We start from the raw sequence: 15,665 nt of genomic DNA, 5'->3' as shown, positions 1-15,665 counted from the left end.
CCATCTACGCCTTTTAAGCTTTAAAAAGCATGGCTTGCCACGTAAAGGAAAGTCTCTCACCGAAATCTCATCGAAAAAACCTTTTGATCTCAGTTTTTGACCACTAAACTCTATTGGTGCAATATTCTTTTCTTTCAGATAGATATAATAAGAATCTGTTATCGTCTCTACTTTATCCAGTTCAAAGTAGTCGCTAAGCCCCTCAGGAAGTATTATTGATAGTAATGTAGAGTCCAAAATATTGTCTTTCTACAAAAATAATTAAAAAATATTCCTCCCCAACTTTTACGCTTGATCCGTTATTTTTATAAAAACAGAAATAATGAGCAAAAAAAATCCTGTTTATCATTTGATAAACAGGATTTTAATAATTTAAAGAATAAAATTATTTGCTAAATGATGCTAATACAGCATTATTTTTTACCACTTGGCTATGTTTAGGTTCTTGAGAACGACTTCCATTTTCAATGTTAGTAGCATTCTTAAGAAATTGTACTTCCAAGCGTGAAACTGTTTTATTTCTTCTGTCTTTTCTTTTTAAACGAGTTACTGCCATGACTTTTTCTTTTTTTAAATTTTTAAACGAGGTCGAGAGCGGATTCGAACCGCTGTAGAAGGTTTTGCAGACCTCTGCCTAGCCACTCGGCCACTCGACCCTTGTTTTAAGGAACGCAAAAATAGTAAAATTTTAATATCAGGCAATTATTTAAGTGTATTTCTTTTAATTTCGGCACAACAGATAGCCGCAGAAATTCCCACATTTAAGGATTCTGTTTGTCCAGAGCCAGGAATAGTGACCGGATGAGTAATTAAATCAAGAATATCTGAAGAAATTCCTTTACCCTCACTTCCAAAAATTAAGAACCCTTCTTTAGGCCAATTAATATTAAAAACATTTTCTCCATTTAAAAGTGTTCCATATTTAGGAAGCGTACTGTTTTTTAGAACAGCTATTAAAGGTTGATAGCTGATATTTACCCGAGCTAAAGAACCCATGGTAGCTTGTATAACTTTAGGGTTGTAAACATCAACAGTGTTTTCAGAACAAATTATTTCTCTAAAGCCAAACCAATCTGCAGTTCTAATAATAGTTCCTAAGTTTCCTGGATCTTGCACTCCGTCTAAAACAATAATAATATCTTTGTGCTTAGTAATCTGAAAATGAGGGATTTCTAAAATAGCTAAAATTCCTTGAGGGGTTTGTAAAGTGCTTATTTTTTCTAATTCATTTACAGTAACTTCAAAAACTTTTTGCTTATGAATTGATTTCGGCAAATTTGAAATCATATCTTTAACGCAATAAACAGAATGAATAACATAATTAGAGTTTATAAACTCTGATATTGCCTTAAATCCTTCTACTAAAAAAAGCTGATGCTCTTTTCGGTACTTTTTTTGATAAAGAGATTTAATTAAACTTATTTGAGACTTTGAAAGCATATAGATCTTATCCTTTTACAATTATAATCTTTTTTACAATTATAGTGTTGGGCTGTCGCTCTACCAAAAGATTAAAAGAAAATGAATCATTGGTTACAAAGCTTACCGTTAACGGAATTGATGATAGATTTTCTGAACAAGCAAAATCTTATGTTTCTTTAGATATCAGACCAAATTCGCCTTTTAACTTATGGGTTTATAATAATTTTAATAAAAAAGGAAAGAAAAAATTAGGAGAGCCACCTCATTTATTAGATAGCTCATTGGTAGAAGCTTCAAGAAAACAGATAGAAGGTTTTTTAAATATCAAAGGTTTTTTAAATGCTAAAGTAAGCAGCGACATAAAAATTAAAGATAAAAAAGCCGAAATAACTTATAACACAAATGCGGGTACCGAGTTTAAATTCAGGAATTTAACTTTTGACATCCCAGACTCGGCTGTAAAAGCTATTTATTTGGCTAACAGAGAAACCTTTACCCATATAGACTCTGGTGCAAGGTATGATGCTGATAGTTTATCTTATGAGCGTGAGAAAATTCACACCTTAATGAAGCAAAATGGCTACTATGATTTTGTGCGCCAATATGTGAGACCTACCGTTGATACTAATTTTAATAAAGGAGTTGCTGATGTTAAGTTGGGAATTATTAACCCGCCAAACGGAGGCAAGCATCAGGTTTATACTTTAGCCAATACCATTATAAGGATTCAACCTAGTAGTAATATTATTTTAAGTGAAATGGTTCCCGATACCATGGTGGTAGATTCACAATATAAGTTTTACGATTATTCACATTTTTTTAAGCCTAAAAAAATCACTCCATATATATTTCTGAAAGAGGGAGAGCAATACGATATTGATAAAGCAGAACTTACTACACAGCGCTTTTTTGATTTAAATGTTTTTAGAAATGTAAATATTGATTTTAGAAAACTAGCAGATAGTACAAACAGGTTACTTGGCTTAATTGATATTATTCCTTTAAAGAAAAAATCGAATAGAATTGATGGAGAATTTACCTTTAATTCGAGTATTACAGGGGTGAATTTAGGTTTAACCTATCAAAACAGAAATATTTTTGGCGGAGCCGAATTGTTTGAGGTAAAACTTAGAGGTGGGCTTCAGTTTGATAAAAACAAAACAGGAAACTTAGCAGACAGGTTATTGAGTAGAGATTATCAAATTGGAGTAAGCTTAACCATTCCTAAGCTGTTATTGCCATTTGAAATTCCATCTTTGGGAAAAAATGGAGTACCAAGAACAAGAATTAGCACCAGTTTTCAAACTTATAAACTAACAGATACCTATTTAAGAAAAAGTTTAGGAACCAACATCACCTATGAGTGGGTTGAAACTAAATATAAACTCCATTCTTTAACACCGGTTAACATACAGTATTCTCAAGGAGATATTAGTCCTATTTTACAAAAACAGCTTCAAGATCAGGGAGATGCTTTTTTTGTAGCTACGCTTAGATCTCAACTTATTTCAAGCAGTTACTATAATTATACTTTAAACTTAGCTAAACTAAATTCTTTAGGTAATTTTATATTTTTTTCTGGTAATGCAGAGCTTGGTGGTAATACTGCTGCCATGCTTGCTAATATTAGTAAAAAAGAAAAAGACGGCTCTAAAGTGCTTTTTGGTGTGCCATATTACCAATTTGCTAAAGCAATTGCAGATGTAAGATTTTACAAATTTTTAGGTGGAGAAAAACAGTTTATTGCTCGTATAAATCCAGGAATAGGCTATGCTTATGGCAATGGGCAAACGTTACCTTTTGATAAACAGTTTTTTGCCGGGGGATCTTCTGGGGTAAGAGCTTGGCAAGCCAGAACGCTTGGGCCGGGTAATTACAATAGAGCTTCATTACCTTCAGATTCGGCTAGAAACAACCTTAGAAATTTAGATCAGGTGGGGGATATTAAATTTGAGGGAAACCTAGAGTATAGATTTAAGTTATTAGATAATTTTATTGGCGCAAAGCTAAAAGGAGCTGCTTTTGTTGATTTTGGAAATATTTGGCAGCTTAGAGATAACGGCTTGGAAGGGTCTACTATTAAACTTAATAAACTATTTCAACAAACGGCAATAGGTACTGGTTTTGGGTTAAGGTTTGATGTATCTTTCTTTGTTTTTAGGTTAGATGCAGGCTTTAAATTTAAAGATCCGCAGTTTACAGGTTCAGATCAGTATGTTGTTAAATATTGGTTTGATAAGGCCGGTAAAAAAGTAATTAAAGATAGGTATGCCTTTAATAATTCACCTGATAAATACTCCCTTACGCAAATACAGTTTGGTGTAGGTTTGCCCTTCTAAAAAATATTTTTTAGACCATCAAAAACTGACTCAAAAAAAGTTGGAGCAGAGAGGCCTTTACTGTAGTTAAAATAAACTAAAGCAATTAAAATAAATACCATTAAGCCTATTAGTTTTCTAAACATATAGCCAATAAGAACCAGCCCAATAGGTAAGGCTAAAAGCAAATACCAGCTAATTTTGTAAGGTTTTAAATCATTGTTTTGCTTTTGTACAAAATATAAATTAGAGTGGCTACCAAACTCATTAATATGTTTGATAAATACAAACGCCGATTTTTCTATCTGAAGTGGGCAAATAGCTACTCCATTATTAAAGGTTAATTCTTGTTTAAAGCCATTTACAGAAAAATTAAAAGTACCATTTATGCTTTCTAAGGGATTATTTAGAGAATCTGAAGCGATAATGGCGAGTTTTTCATTTTTTAATAGGTTTTCTTTTACCACAAAATAATTAATAGTTTGTGTACTTGTTTGGCCAAATAAGTTTTGGACTATTAAGAAGCATAAAATTGTAAAAAGGTATTTCATTATTCGGTTGCTCTTTTGTTATAAATTAGATATCCAATATGGAAAAAAACACCAAATCTTTTTGCTTGGTCATCATAATAATTAAAATTTAAACCCACCGGTCCAATAGGGGTATGGTACACTAAAGCGCCATTTCCAATAAACCTTCTTTTAGCAAAATACGTTCCTGTTTGATTTTGTTGATTGTTGGTTTTGTAGGGTTGAAAAAGATAAGCTTCCAGTCTCAAATCAAAATTTTTCTTTATATTAAAAACATTTCTTAATCCTCCGGCTAAAAAATTATCAGCTCTTAAATTTTCTAAAAATAGTGTTTTAGAATCTTGTAAAGGATAAAAAGCGGTGGTGTTTAAGAGATTATTTTTAAAAGTACTAAAGATGGGTTTATTACTAAAAACACCTTCAAACAAATATCCTAAAGAAAATTTAGGGCCAAGTGGAAAATATTTTTCAGACTTTATTTTTACTCTATACCATTGTCTAAATTTTTCTGAAGGTTGGATAGAAGGATATGAGGGGTCGTTTCTAAGAATATTTCCAGGCTCATATTCTTCAATACCTTCAAAATGAGTTAATCCAATGCTTAACATATAGCCTTTAGAAGCATATTGTTTACGATTTAGTTGATAACGTTCATAATACATTCCCAAAATTAAACCCTCAAAAATAGATTGATCTAGGATATCTCCGGTGGTAAAATTATCAGTTGGGCTATAGGTGTTTCCGGTGTGAATATAGCCCGCAATCAGCTCAATTTTTGAGTTTCTGCCGGTTGATAAGCCTGTTTTTAGCGCTAACTTTCTGTCAAATTGTTTAATAAAAACAGGCTTATTATTTTCTAAAAAAATCTCACTCGATTCAAAATAATTCCAGTTGTTATAAGTGAATTCAGATTCTACATAAAAAGGTTTTTTCTTTGGAATATCAATCCTAAAGGTTCCTTGTACAGATTCATGAAATCTGCCAGAATAAAAGTTGGCACCAACAGTGTAGGAGTTTTTACTCAAAAAATTATATTGTAAACCAATATATGCGTTGCTAACAGGTCTGCTAGCTATACTTCCTCCAAAGTTTATTTTGAAATTTTTTTCGGGTTGTACAATCAATTCAAATTCATAAGCATTTTCTGCAGGTAGGTAATTAAATCTGGGATAAACGGTTTCAAAATTATCATCACCTAATAACTTATAATAACCTTCTTTTATATCTTTTAAATTAAGTTCTGTTTTTCCATAGCTGAATACATTTCTTACATAAGCTTTTTTTCTATCATCAACACCAGAAACTTTGATGTTTTTAAACGTGAGGTAAGGATTTTTATCAATAAATGCTTTTCGTTTATTACTTACAGTTAAGGGATCTACCCTTCGTTTTATTTTTTCTTCTATTTTAGACAGCTCTAAAATGGTAGCATCATAGCCCTGTTTTATCAGTTCTTTTACCGGAGAAAAATTTATAATGTTATAGTCTTGAAGGTTAGGCTGAATGTAAATTCCGTTTTCTCCCAAAGAAGTGGAATCAGATTTACTTAAAAAAAGGTAAATCAAAAACTTACTCATCAATTTTTCATCATTACTTTTTGGATAAGTATTAAAGTTTTTAGAAGAAACATTAGACCCAATAATTATATCTGGGGCAAATTCTGTTTTCATTACATCAACTGGGAAATTGTCATACAATCCGCCATCAAAAACATATTTATCATTCACTTTTATGGGTCTGTAAACCAATGGTACAGTAAAAGTTCCTCTAACGGCTTCTGCTAAATTCCCATTTTTCATCGGAATCATTGTTTGAGAAAGAACATCAGAGACTATGCATCTGTAAGGAATAAAAAGTTGGTCGAAATTGTCTTTTGCATTTGCAGATGCTTGTGCTAATAATTCAATTAAAGCAAAGTTTAAAGGAATATCATTAATCAGGTTTGATCTAAATTTGATGTAAAAGCTAGTGTCAATTTGTAATTTAGCAGTAACAAATGAAGGGTTTTCAGGTTTCTTCTGAAAGAAATAGCTGTAATCACTATCGTATTTTCCGCTAACCCAATCCTGAAAATCAGAACTTAAAGCTATATACTCTATTTCTTTTGGAGAATATCCGGCCGCATACATTGCGCCTACCACACCGCCCATAGAAGTGCCGGTAATGTAGTCTATTGGGATGTTGTTTTCTTCTAAAGCTTTAAGAACGCCTATATGAGCTAAGCCTTTTGCACCACCGCCGCTTAATACCAAGCCCACCTTTTGCGCACTACACACAAAAGAAAAAGTAATAAAGCTTAAGCAAAGGATTAATTTTTTCAAGTAATTAAAATTAAGCTTTTATTCTGTTTAAGGGAAGAACATTATTTTTCAAAAGTGGAAGGAGTAAGATTTTAAATTTTAAGGCATAAAAAAAGGCTGTCTTTTGAACAGCCTCTTCTTTGAATTTTTTAAACAATGCTTAGAAAGCGTAACCTACAGAGAATGATAATACTCTGTTGTTTTGTTCAACATTTGTTGTGCTTGTGCTTGTTGGTCTTAAGTTAGTTAAACCCAATCCGTATCCTGCTCCAAAGTTTAAACCAGAATTTAATTGGTAACCTGCTAAAAAGTTAACTCCAAAATCTAATGCTTTTAAATCATCACCACTGTTATCTCCAATACTCAACTTTCTTTCGCTTGTTGTACCAGAAATAGTTTCTCTTTGAGCAGAAACATTAAAACCAGCGTATGGGCCACCACCTATAAAAAGATGACCAGGACCTGCAGGTAAATTTGCTAACAAGTTTACCGGAACTTCTATTGCCAATACATTGTCTTCTACTTGGGTAGTTCCGTTGTCAAAATACTTTGCTCCTTTACCTTGAATAGAAATTCCAGGCTGGATCGAAAATAAATTAGAAACAGGTACATCAGCATAGCCGGTTAAATGGAAGTTGGTAGTGGTTTCTGTTTCGTCAGAAGTGTTAGCATCATCATTAACATACTTGTACTTTGGTAAACTTAAACCACCTTTTAAACCAAATCTTGATTTTACTGAAGATGAAGTTGTTGTTGTTTGCGCAAATGTTGCTCCGCCAATTACTAAGGCAAATGCAACTAAAAATATTTTTTTCATAATCGTTCAATTTTATTCACCAATTTTAAATGGTTAGAACGCCTTATTCAATCATTAGTCCAAGATTGGTGAAATGAGGAGGAAATAGCATCAAAAATCTCATAAAGAGCTATTTAATGTAAATTACACCTGTTTTATGCAATGTATAAGGCTATAAAAAACTGTAGTTTAATGGCTACAAAAGTCTGATAATCTCATCAAATTGGTGAGAATTAAAGACGAAGCGTTACTTTGGTTAATAAAAAATTAAGCTTTAAGAGGCTTTATTAATGGGAGTTTTATAAAAAAAATGGAGCCTGATGGGGAAGAGGTAAAGCCAATTTCTCCGTTATGTAATGCAATAATTTGTTGGCAAATTGATAAACCCATTCCAAAAGATTTTTCACCAACTGTACCTTTTCTTTTAGTTACTGCAAAAGGTTTGAAAATCTCGCTTTGTAAATGCTCTGGAATTCCAATTCCTTGATCTTCAATACTTATAATTATATGCTGGTTTTCTATCTTAGCATTTACATAAATTAGAGTTTCTGTGTGACTAAATTTACTTGCATTAACAATCAGGTTAGAAACTACTCTTGAGATTTTTTCTCTGTTTGCAAAAATGAAAACATCTTCATCGGGTTTGTTTAAAACAATAGTTTGTTTTTTCTCGTCTGTTTTAAATTTAAGAAGAGCAACAGAAGTACTTAATATTTGCTGAACACTAGTTTTTTCAAATGGTATTTTATTGTTTCCATCTTCTGTAAATTCAAGAATTTCACTAATCAGTAAAAGGGCATCATTAGAAGCGCTTTCTATCATATCAACCATTTCTAGTTCAGAACTATCTAAATCTTCCATCTTCATTAATCTGCTAATAGAGCAAATTCCACCAATCGGATTTCTTAGGTCATGAGCAACTATTCTAAGTATTTGATCTTTTTCTAGGTTTTTAAGTTTTAATTCTTGCGACTGTTTATTTATTTTTTCATTAAGTTCACTTAATATTTTAACAGTTTTTTTAGATTTTTTCCAATAAAAGTATATCAATACAATTATGGCCAACGTCATGGTGAAAAGAATAATAGCCGTTGTTAAGTAAATAGATTTTAAGCTCTCTGTTTTCTTTAATGCGGTGTAATTATCTTGATTTTCAATGTAGTTTAATTGTTCATTGATGTTGATTTGGTTAAGCGCTTTATCTTGTTTCTGCAATTTCTCATTTAAGCGATAATAGCTTCTTAAGTTTTGATAAGCTTTTGCAGTATCTTTTCTAAGTAAATAATAATCAGAAGTGATTTTGTAAAAGTTTGATTGGGATTTAATTCTTTTCAGTGTATCTAAACCGGGGATGATATTTTTAGATAATATTTCAAATTGATTGAGCTTATTAGCGTTTACATAGGCTTTTGCTAAATTAATTTTTTGTAAAAAAGCATCTTCTTGGTCGTTCCCTTTTTGATCATTTATAGCAATGCTAGATTGTAACAGCTGAATAGCTAAATCAAAGTTTCCTTTTGCATTCTCGGCCTGTCCCATATTGCCAAAAACAACACCTTTTGCTACTTTGAAATAGTTTTTTTGAGGTTTAAATCTTTCTTCATTGTCTAATAAAAGATTAATAACTTTATCATAATAGAACAAGGCAGAGTCAATTTCCCCGGCTTTAAAATAGCTAAATGCGGCATCATTTAAAATTTCTTGTCGCCTGTAAAAAGATCTGAAGTTTGAATCACAATTAGCAGATTGCTTAAATGACTCTAGAAATGTTTTAGCCGCTTCTTTGTAATTTTCTTGGTTAAAAAATACGATACCAATTCTATAATTAAATTGGGCCATATCACAAATGTTCAAGTTCTTATCTGCAATTTGCCTACCTAAGTAAAGCCATTTATAGGCTTCTAAATAATTTTTTCTGGCAAAATAAATATCATTAAGTAAAAAATAGGCTTTGGCGTATTCCTTAGGTATTTCATCAACTGTGGCGGTATTATATAAAATAGGCACAACCTGATCTATATAAAACTTAGCAGAGTCTAATTTTCCTGTGGCTAAATAAGAGTTAGCTAAAAACTCTAACCTAATAATTTGAGATATTTCGCCAGCTTCAGGATCATTCTTTTGTATAGAATCTAAAAAGGCAAAAGATTTGCTATCTCCCTCTTTACCTTGAACAAGGAATGCTGAGGATTCAATTTCATTAAAATATTTAATTTTTTGATGAATTTTAGCTTCTTTGTTTTCACACGAAGAAAAAACAATTATTACAGCTAATAAGAGCAGTAAAATAGGCGTGGATAAGAATTTATTAGATTTCTCTCTGGGTAAAAGTAAAATCATTTTTGATGAATGAATTAATTTTAATTCACTCTAAAGATATTCAAAATATTAATAGGCAGAGAGAAAACTATTTTATTTAAGCAATGTTTAGTGCACCCGACAGGAATCGAACCTGTACCGTAAGAACCGGAATCTTACATTCTATCCATTAAACTACGGATGCAATATTTAAATATAAGGTTTAAACGTTAAACCTAAAGTGCATAATGTCGCCATCTTCCACCACATAAGTTTTACCTTCAACACCTAATTTACCCACTTCTTTACAAGCATTTTCTGATCCGTATTGTACAAAATCAGCATATTTGATGACTTCCGCTCTGATAAAACCTTTTTCAAAATCTGAGTGAATAACTCCAGCGGCTTGTGGTGCTGTAAATCCTTTGGTGATGGTCCAAGCTCTAACTTCTTGCACACCAGCAGTAAAATAGGTGTATAAATCTAGCAATCTGTAAGCTGCAATAATTAATTTGGCTACGCCAGATTCTGCTAAACCTAAATCTTCTAAGAAAATTTTACGTTCTTCATAATCTTCTAATTCGGCAATTTCAGATTCTATTTTAGCAGATATAATTAAAACCTCGGCATTTTCATTTTTTACCGCTTCTTTCACTAAATCCACATATTTATTACCTGTATTTACTGATGCTTCATCAACATTACAAACATATAATACTGGCTTAACAGTCAATAAACTTAAATCTTCAATAAACTCAAAATCTTCTGAAGAAATAGGCGCAGTACGGGCAGCATTTCCTGTTTCTAAATGCGTTTTAACAATGCTAAGCACTTCGTAAGTTTTCTTAGCGTCTTTATCTCCACCAGTTTTAGCCATTTTCTCCACTTTCTGGATTCTTTTGCTAACGGTATCTAAATCTTTAAGTTGTAATTCAGTATCAATAATTTCTTTATCTCTTATAGGATCAACAGATCCATCAACATGAATTACGTTTCCATCATCAAAACATCTTAAAACATGTATAATGGCATTAGTAGCTCTAATGTTTCCTAAAAATTGATTGCCTAAACCTTCACCTTTTGAAGCTCCTTTTACTAAACCAGCAATATCTACAATTTCAATATTATTAGGTACAACTCTTTGAGGTTTTACCAATTCAGATAATTTATTCAATCTTTCATCCGGAACAGTGATTACTCCAATATTTGGTTCGATGGTGCAAAACGGAAAGTTAGCCGCCTGAGCCTTTGCATTAGATAAACAATTAAATAAAGTAGATTTTCCCACATTTGGTAATCCAACAATTCCGCACTGTAATGCCATATAATATGATTTGAAGATTTGAAAATTTAATAATTTGAAAATAATTTAAGATTTAACTTAACAGTCCTTAATTAAATAACAGACTAAATAAAATAAACTAAATACCACCAAATTTGCGCAAAGATAATATTTCAACTTATAAATATGGAGATAAATAAGAAAGGAGAAATTTTCAAATAATAGAAAAATATTTATATTCAACTATTATTTAACTTAAAAAACATAAAATGGAACAAAATGAAATTACCTCTTCAATCCCTCAAGAAGAACCAAAACAATTAATTATTGATAGTCAGTTAAAATTCTTTTTAAAAGAAACTGCAAAATGGGGTAAATTCCTAAGTATTGTGGGCTTTGTTTTATGCGGAATTATAGCTTTAGTGGCCGTTTTTATGATGTTTTTAGGTGGAGCCATTTCTACTGTGATGAGTAAAATGGGTGTAATGGGCAGCATGATGAGTGGATTTATAGGGTTTATTTATTTATTGATGGCTCTACTTTATTATTTCCCATCTAAATATTTGTTTGATTTTTCTGTTTACATTAAACAAGCGCTGCTTCTTAATGACCAAGAATCGCTTACTTATGCATTTTCCAGAATGAAATCTTTATATCGTTTTTGGGGAATATTGATGATTATATTACTATCATTTTATGCAATAATTATTTTATTTGCAGTATTGGTAGGCGGTTTTGCCGCCTCACAATTGCAAGGCGTTTAAATTATTCCGTATAACGAAGCTCCTTTTTTGCCCAAAAGATTAACCTTATCATCCACTTTTTCATCTGCAATTAGGGGAGGTGCATGGTGAGGTTTTATTCTTGCATCTATAATTAAAGGACCCTTACATCCCCAGTGTTTGTGTTGAGTAAAACTGTTGATACCATAAATATCATGCGATGGATTACTTCTTGTAAAAGTTACCCAAACAAAATTATTCATGGTTTTTGCTGTAAAATCAGCATCGTCACACAATATTAAAAGTGGTAAACCATTTAAATCTTGATCTTTTAAATAATCGTTTAAAAGATCAATTTCTTTTTGCGTAGTAACTTCATCAATATATTTTGGAGATTCTACCGCTAAAACTCCTGGCATCACCATTTTGTAATTCTCAAATGGTCTTGGTGTAGAGAAATTTGCAGGTAATTCGGCAAATAATTTTCTTTTAATTTCTCCGGCAACGGTAATAGCAACTTTAGACCCTGCATTTAAATCAGAACCACTATAATCTAAAGTATCAATAGTTGTTTTGGTATGGAAATGCAAATCTCTGCTTAAATCAACACGTTCTAAAATGTGTTTAATATAGCTTTCAATATCATGAATATCTAAATCAGGATTATCTTCTTTGGCACAAATAAATAAGTATTTAGCCAAGCTGAGCTGGTTTTTCCCAAAAATATGATTGGCAATAGTAATAATTTCCTGCGGTTTACGCTCTTTTAAATAAGGCGTATATCTTTCGCTGCCCATAGCAAACAGAAGTGGATGCACACCCGCAGCATCAACCGCATTTACGGCATGTAAACCGGGAATTTCTTTTGGAATAGCTGCTCCAGTAATATCATGAATCAATTCACCAAAACTGGTGTCTTCTTGCGGAGGCCTGCCAACAACCGTAAAACTCCAAATAGGGTCTTTTTTATGATAAACATTATGGACTTTTAATAAGGGAAAAGGATGTTTTAAGCTGTAATAGCCTAAATGATCTCCAAACGGACCTTCAGGTTTATTAGCCATCGGTTCTACCGTTCCAGTAATTACAAAATCAGCATCAGCAGAAATGCAAAAACCTTCTGCATCATAAAAATAACGGAAACGCCTGTTGCCTAAAGCGCCAGCAAAAGTCATTTCAGATAAACCTTCTGGTAGCGGCATTACCGCAGCCAAAGGGTGGGATGGAGGGCCGCCTACAAAAATACTCACCTTTAAAGGTTGTTCTTTTGCATTGGCTTTGGTTTGGTGTACACCAATTCCACGGTGTAACTGGTAATGCAATCCAATTTCTTCATTTAAAATATAATCATTGCCGCCTAGCTGAATACGGTACATACCTAAATTGGCATTCATAATACCAGGCTGGTCAATATCTTCGGTATAAACCTGTGGCATAGTCACAAATGGACCGCCATCCATAGGCCAATTTACAATTTGCGGAATATCGCTTATTTTACATTTAGCAAAATTTACAGGAGCAAAGTTTTTACCCACTTTCATAGGCAAGGCCGAAAGCGCTGTTAAAGAAACTTTAGCATATTTTAATGGACTTTTAACTGCTTTTATAGGGTCGTTTTTAAGCTCTACTAAGGTTTTAATGTTATCTAACGTATCTCTAAACATAAATTTGCTACGCTCAATGGTGCCAAATAAATTAGAAACAGCAGGAAAATTGCTTCCCTTTATATTTTCAAAATACAAAGCCGGACCTTGCTTCTCATACACTTTTAAATGAATAGCGGCAGCCTCTAAATAAGGATCAACTTCTTCTTTAATTCTAATGAGATGACCATGTTTTTCAAGGTCGTTAACGCAATCTCTTAAACTTTTATAACCCATACTTCACAAATATCATATTATGAAAATTGTTTTGGCAATTTATTATTTTAATTGTTCGAAGAGCAAGGTTCGATATATTTTTAAATTTTGTTTTGCGTTGTTATCTGCTGCGAGAGAGGAATTCTTTCATTCTTCAAAAAAATACTGATTCAATTCTGTCTAATAAATATTCAAAAGATAGATTAATCTCTTAATTATCCGAAACAAAAAAGGTCACTCATAGAGTAACCATTTTTTATATAAATTAGAAAGTCTTACTTTTTATTCAATAAAAATCAAGATTAAATTATTGTTTTTTATATTTCAAACTGTCTTTGCTAACCGTTACTTTAGTTGATTTAGTGCCTACAGATACACCATTTCCATCTACACTAATTGAAGTTGAAGGTTCTTTAGAACTTTCTTTAATAGTAGTGGTTGTATTTTTCTCGATAACAACCGTATCTTTTTCCACAACAACTGTATCTGTTTTATCATCAGCTGTTTGGGTGTTATTACAAGCTGTTCCTATAGTTACAGCAAACATAATTGTATAAAGGATTTTTCTTTTCATTTTATATATTTTAATTATAAATACAAAATCGATGCCAATAATCTTTTAAAAGAACTTTTTCCATGGCTCTGTGGATTAAAATTCACATTTGTTCTGTGATGATAAAGACCAAGTTAAAGCGGTTTCTTAAAGAAATTACTTGCTATTGTAATTATTCGAAGAGCATGTTACTCCGCATCTTTTACGTTTGTTCCGGCTATGCACTATACTCCTCACCCAAAAGAAAAATTTGGGTTGCGGGGTGTCGTTGCTATCCGGTCTAAAATTTAGAACTATACAAAACAATTAACAACAAAAATGAGGCAGGTTAATTAATAGCCCACGGGTTTAATTTGCGAGCTATTTGATGGTAAAATCAACATAAAAAGAGGGTAAGTTTTTATGCTTTCTTAACAAATTCCGATTTTAAATTCATTGCACCAAATCCATCAATTTTGCAGGAAATGTTATGGTCACCGTCAGTAAGACGAATGTTTTTCACCTTGGTTCCGGCTTTTAAAGGTTTAGGTGCGCCTTTAACCGGTAGATCTTTAATTACAATCACAGAATCCCCATCTTTCAACTCATTACCGTTTGAGTCAAGTATTTTCAAGGCGTTGTCGGTTTCAACTATTTCATCATTTGGCACCCACTCATTAAAACATTGCGAACAAACCATTTTATCTTGGTCAGCGTAGGTAAATTCTGAATTACATTTTGGGCAAAGAATCTGATCACTCATTTTAATATGTATTTATAATGCCCAAAGATAGATAAATGATTAGTTTAACCAGATAAGAAAGAATATGTTAATCAAATACAAAAAACATAACTCAACAAAAAAGCCATTGCTTTTGGCAATGGCTTTAATGACTTTTAAATGTGATTATATTAAGAGACCTGCTTAAGCAAGTTTAACATTCACTGCATTTAATCCTTTTTTTCCGTCTTGTAGGTCGAAAGTTACTTCGTCATTTTCTCTGATTTCGTCAACCAGACCCGAAACGTGTACAAAATATTCTTTGTTTGTTCCGTCTTCTTTAATAAAACCAAATCCTTTGGTTGAATTAAAGAACTTTACTGTTCCATTATTCATTGTGTTGTAATTTAATATTTATACAAATATATGTATAAATATTAAAAATGATAATTTTATAATAAAATTTTGACTATCAATATATTTAACAAAAAAAAGAGTCAGATTTTTAACAAATCTGACTCTAAATTATAATTTTGAAATATTTTAAATATCAAAAGAAAAATCATCATCCGTTTTAACGGGTGCACCTTCTGGATTAAATTCGTATCTTTTCTCCACAACTTCTTGGTGAGTTTTAATATATTCTACAGTTTCTGTCAATCCTTCAGCAAATTTCTCGAAATCTTCCTTATAAAGAAAAATTTTATGCTTAATGAAAACACCGTCTTCTAATCTTTTCTTACTTTCTGTTACTGTAATATAGTAATCGTTAGATCTAGTTGCTTTTACATCAAAAAAGTAAGTTCTTTTACCCGCTCTAACCTTCTTTGAAAAGACTTCTTCTCTTTCTTTGTTGTCGTAATCTCCCATTGCTGTGATAAGTGT

Annotated in this window: 15 protein-coding genes and 2 tRNA genes; 2 read left to right on the top strand and 15 right to left on the bottom strand. The window is 31.9% G+C overall.

What is annotated here, in order from left to right; genetic code table 11:
* The 4 genes from FA046_RS17425 to FA046_RS16570 form a co-directional block, all read right to left on the bottom strand.
* Positions 1 to 237 (bottom strand): ISAon1 family transposase N-terminal region protein (locus FA046_RS17425; protein WP_205943678.1); only part of this gene is annotated, 237 nt, incomplete at its 3' end.
* A 148-nt stretch (positions 238 to 385) separates the two neighbouring features.
* Positions 386 to 556 carry a spore protein gene (locus tag FA046_RS16580; RefSeq protein ID WP_136827658.1) on the bottom strand — a complete coding sequence of 57 codons (171 nt, stop codon included), beginning with the start codon at positions 554 to 556 and terminating at the stop codon, positions 386 to 388.
* A gap of 29 nt (positions 557 to 585) precedes the next feature.
* A tRNA-Cys gene (locus tag FA046_RS16575) sits at positions 586 to 656 on the bottom strand.
* Positions 657 to 702: 46 nt separating this feature from the next.
* Positions 703 to 1,440: a TrmH family RNA methyltransferase gene (locus FA046_RS16570; RefSeq protein ID WP_136827657.1), complete on the bottom strand. Its 738-nt coding sequence runs from the start codon at positions 1,438 to 1,440 to the stop codon at positions 703 to 705.
* Between FA046_RS16570 and tamL the strand changes: the two genes are divergently transcribed.
* Complete coding sequence (gene tamL, locus FA046_RS16565) at positions 1,431 to 3,761, top strand: translocation and assembly module lipoprotein TamL (protein ID WP_225870943.1); 2,331 nt, start codon at positions 1,431 to 1,433, stop codon at positions 3,759 to 3,761. The two genes, FA046_RS16570 and tamL, sit on opposite strands and share 10 nt — an antisense overlap.
* On the opposite strand, the gene FA046_RS16560 is transcribed toward tamL, so the two are convergent.
* From FA046_RS16560 to ychF, 6 genes are all read right to left on the bottom strand, one after another.
* Positions 3,758 to 4,291, bottom strand: coding sequence for a hypothetical protein (locus tag FA046_RS16560; RefSeq protein ID WP_136827656.1), 534 nt, complete (start codon positions 4,289 to 4,291; stop codon positions 3,758 to 3,760). The two genes, tamL and FA046_RS16560, sit on opposite strands and share 4 nt — an antisense overlap.
* On the bottom strand, positions 4,291 to 6,591 hold the full coding sequence (locus FA046_RS16555) for a patatin-like phospholipase family protein (protein WP_136827655.1): 2,301 nt from the start codon (positions 6,589 to 6,591) through the stop codon (positions 4,291 to 4,293). The genes FA046_RS16560 and FA046_RS16555 overlap by 1 nt, the downstream gene beginning before the upstream one ends.
* 139 nt (positions 6,592 to 6,730) lie before the next feature.
* Positions 6,731 to 7,387, bottom strand: a complete 657-nt coding sequence (locus tag FA046_RS16550) for an outer membrane beta-barrel protein (RefSeq protein ID WP_136827654.1) — start codon at positions 7,385 to 7,387, stop codon at positions 6,731 to 6,733.
* Positions 7,388 to 7,633: 246 nt separating this feature from the next.
* Complete coding sequence (locus tag FA046_RS16545) at positions 7,634 to 9,706, bottom strand: tetratricopeptide repeat-containing sensor histidine kinase (RefSeq protein ID WP_136827653.1); 2,073 nt, start codon at positions 9,704 to 9,706, stop codon at positions 7,634 to 7,636.
* Between the two features lie 91 nt (positions 9,707 to 9,797).
* Positions 9,798 to 9,869 (bottom strand) — tRNA-Arg (locus FA046_RS16540).
* Between the two features lie 18 nt (positions 9,870 to 9,887).
* Positions 9,888 to 10,988: a redox-regulated ATPase YchF gene (gene ychF, locus FA046_RS16535; protein ID WP_136827652.1), complete on the bottom strand. Its 1,101-nt coding sequence runs from the start codon at positions 10,986 to 10,988 to the stop codon at positions 9,888 to 9,890.
* 227 nt (positions 10,989 to 11,215) lie between these two features.
* Between ychF and FA046_RS16530 the strand changes: the two genes are divergently transcribed.
* Entirely contained in the window at positions 11,216 to 11,710 is a 495-nt protein-coding gene (locus FA046_RS16530) for a hypothetical protein (RefSeq protein WP_136827651.1), read from the top strand.
* Here the strand turns inward: FA046_RS16530 and FA046_RS16525 are convergent.
* The 5 genes from FA046_RS16525 to FA046_RS16505 form a co-directional block, all read right to left on the bottom strand.
* Positions 11,707 to 13,548: a UbiD family decarboxylase gene (locus FA046_RS16525; RefSeq protein WP_136827650.1), complete on the bottom strand. Its 1,842-nt coding sequence runs from the start codon at positions 13,546 to 13,548 to the stop codon at positions 11,707 to 11,709. The two genes, FA046_RS16530 and FA046_RS16525, sit on opposite strands and share 4 nt — an antisense overlap.
* A gap of 286 nt (positions 13,549 to 13,834) precedes the next feature.
* Positions 13,835 to 14,101, bottom strand: a complete 267-nt coding sequence (locus FA046_RS16520; protein ID WP_136827649.1) for a hypothetical protein — start codon at positions 14,099 to 14,101, stop codon at positions 13,835 to 13,837.
* Between the two features lie 379 nt (positions 14,102 to 14,480).
* Entirely contained in the window at positions 14,481 to 14,822 is a 342-nt protein-coding gene (locus tag FA046_RS16515) for a zinc ribbon domain-containing protein YjdM (protein WP_136827648.1), read from the bottom strand.
* A 162-nt stretch (positions 14,823 to 14,984) separates the two neighbouring features.
* Positions 14,985 to 15,176: a cold-shock protein gene (locus FA046_RS16510; protein ID WP_017259446.1), complete on the bottom strand. Its 192-nt coding sequence runs from the start codon at positions 15,174 to 15,176 to the stop codon at positions 14,985 to 14,987.
* A gap of 147 nt (positions 15,177 to 15,323) precedes the next feature.
* Positions 15,324 to 15,650, bottom strand: a complete 327-nt coding sequence (locus FA046_RS16505) for a DUF3276 family protein (protein ID WP_136827647.1) — start codon at positions 15,648 to 15,650, stop codon at positions 15,324 to 15,326.
* Between the last annotated feature and the right edge of the window lie 15 nt (positions 15,651 to 15,665).

Source organism: Pedobacter cryophilus (assembly GCF_005116455.1).
GTDB lineage: Bacteria > Bacteroidota > Bacteroidia > Sphingobacteriales > Sphingobacteriaceae > Pseudopedobacter > Pseudopedobacter cryophilum.
The sequence above is the reverse complement of the archived record's forward strand: the minus strand, read 5'-3'. Positions and strand labels throughout refer to the sequence as shown.

Coding starts and splice junctions, on each gene's coding strand:
- FA046_RS16550 (WP_136827654.1), bottom strand. CDS start 7,387: ATGAAAAAAATATTTTTAGTTGCATTTGCCTTAGTAATTGGCGGAGCA.
- FA046_RS16520 (WP_136827649.1), bottom strand. CDS start 14,101: ATGAAAAGAAAAATCCTTTATACAATTATGTTTGCTGTAACTATAGGA.
- FA046_RS16545 (WP_136827653.1), bottom strand. CDS start 9,706: ATGATTTTACTTTTACCCAGAGAGAAATCTAATAAATTCTTATCCACG.
- FA046_RS16525 (WP_136827650.1), bottom strand. CDS start 13,548: ATGGGTTATAAAAGTTTAAGAGATTGCGTTAACGACCTTGAAAAACAT.
- FA046_RS16560 (WP_136827656.1), bottom strand. CDS start 4,291: ATGAAATACCTTTTTACAATTTTATGCTTCTTAATAGTCCAAAACTTA.
- ychF (WP_136827652.1), bottom strand. CDS start 10,988: ATGGCATTACAGTGCGGAATTGTTGGATTACCAAATGTGGGAAAATCT.
- FA046_RS16510 (WP_017259446.1), bottom strand. CDS start 15,176: ATGAATAATGGAACAGTAAAGTTCTTTAATTCAACCAAAGGATTTGGT.
- FA046_RS16515 (WP_136827648.1), bottom strand. CDS start 14,822: ATGAGTGATCAGATTCTTTGCCCAAAATGTAATTCAGAATTTACCTAC.
- FA046_RS16570 (WP_136827657.1), bottom strand. CDS start 1,440: ATGCTTTCAAAGTCTCAAATAAGTTTAATTAAATCTCTTTATCAAAAA.
- FA046_RS16580 (WP_136827658.1), bottom strand. CDS start 556: ATGGCAGTAACTCGTTTAAAAAGAAAAGACAGAAGAAATAAAACAGTT.
- FA046_RS16505 (WP_136827647.1), bottom strand. CDS start 15,650: ATGGGAGATTACGACAACAAAGAAAGAGAAGAAGTCTTTTCAAAGAAG.
- FA046_RS16530 (WP_136827651.1), top strand. CDS start 11,216: ATGGAACAAAATGAAATTACCTCTTCAATCCCTCAAGAAGAACCAAAA.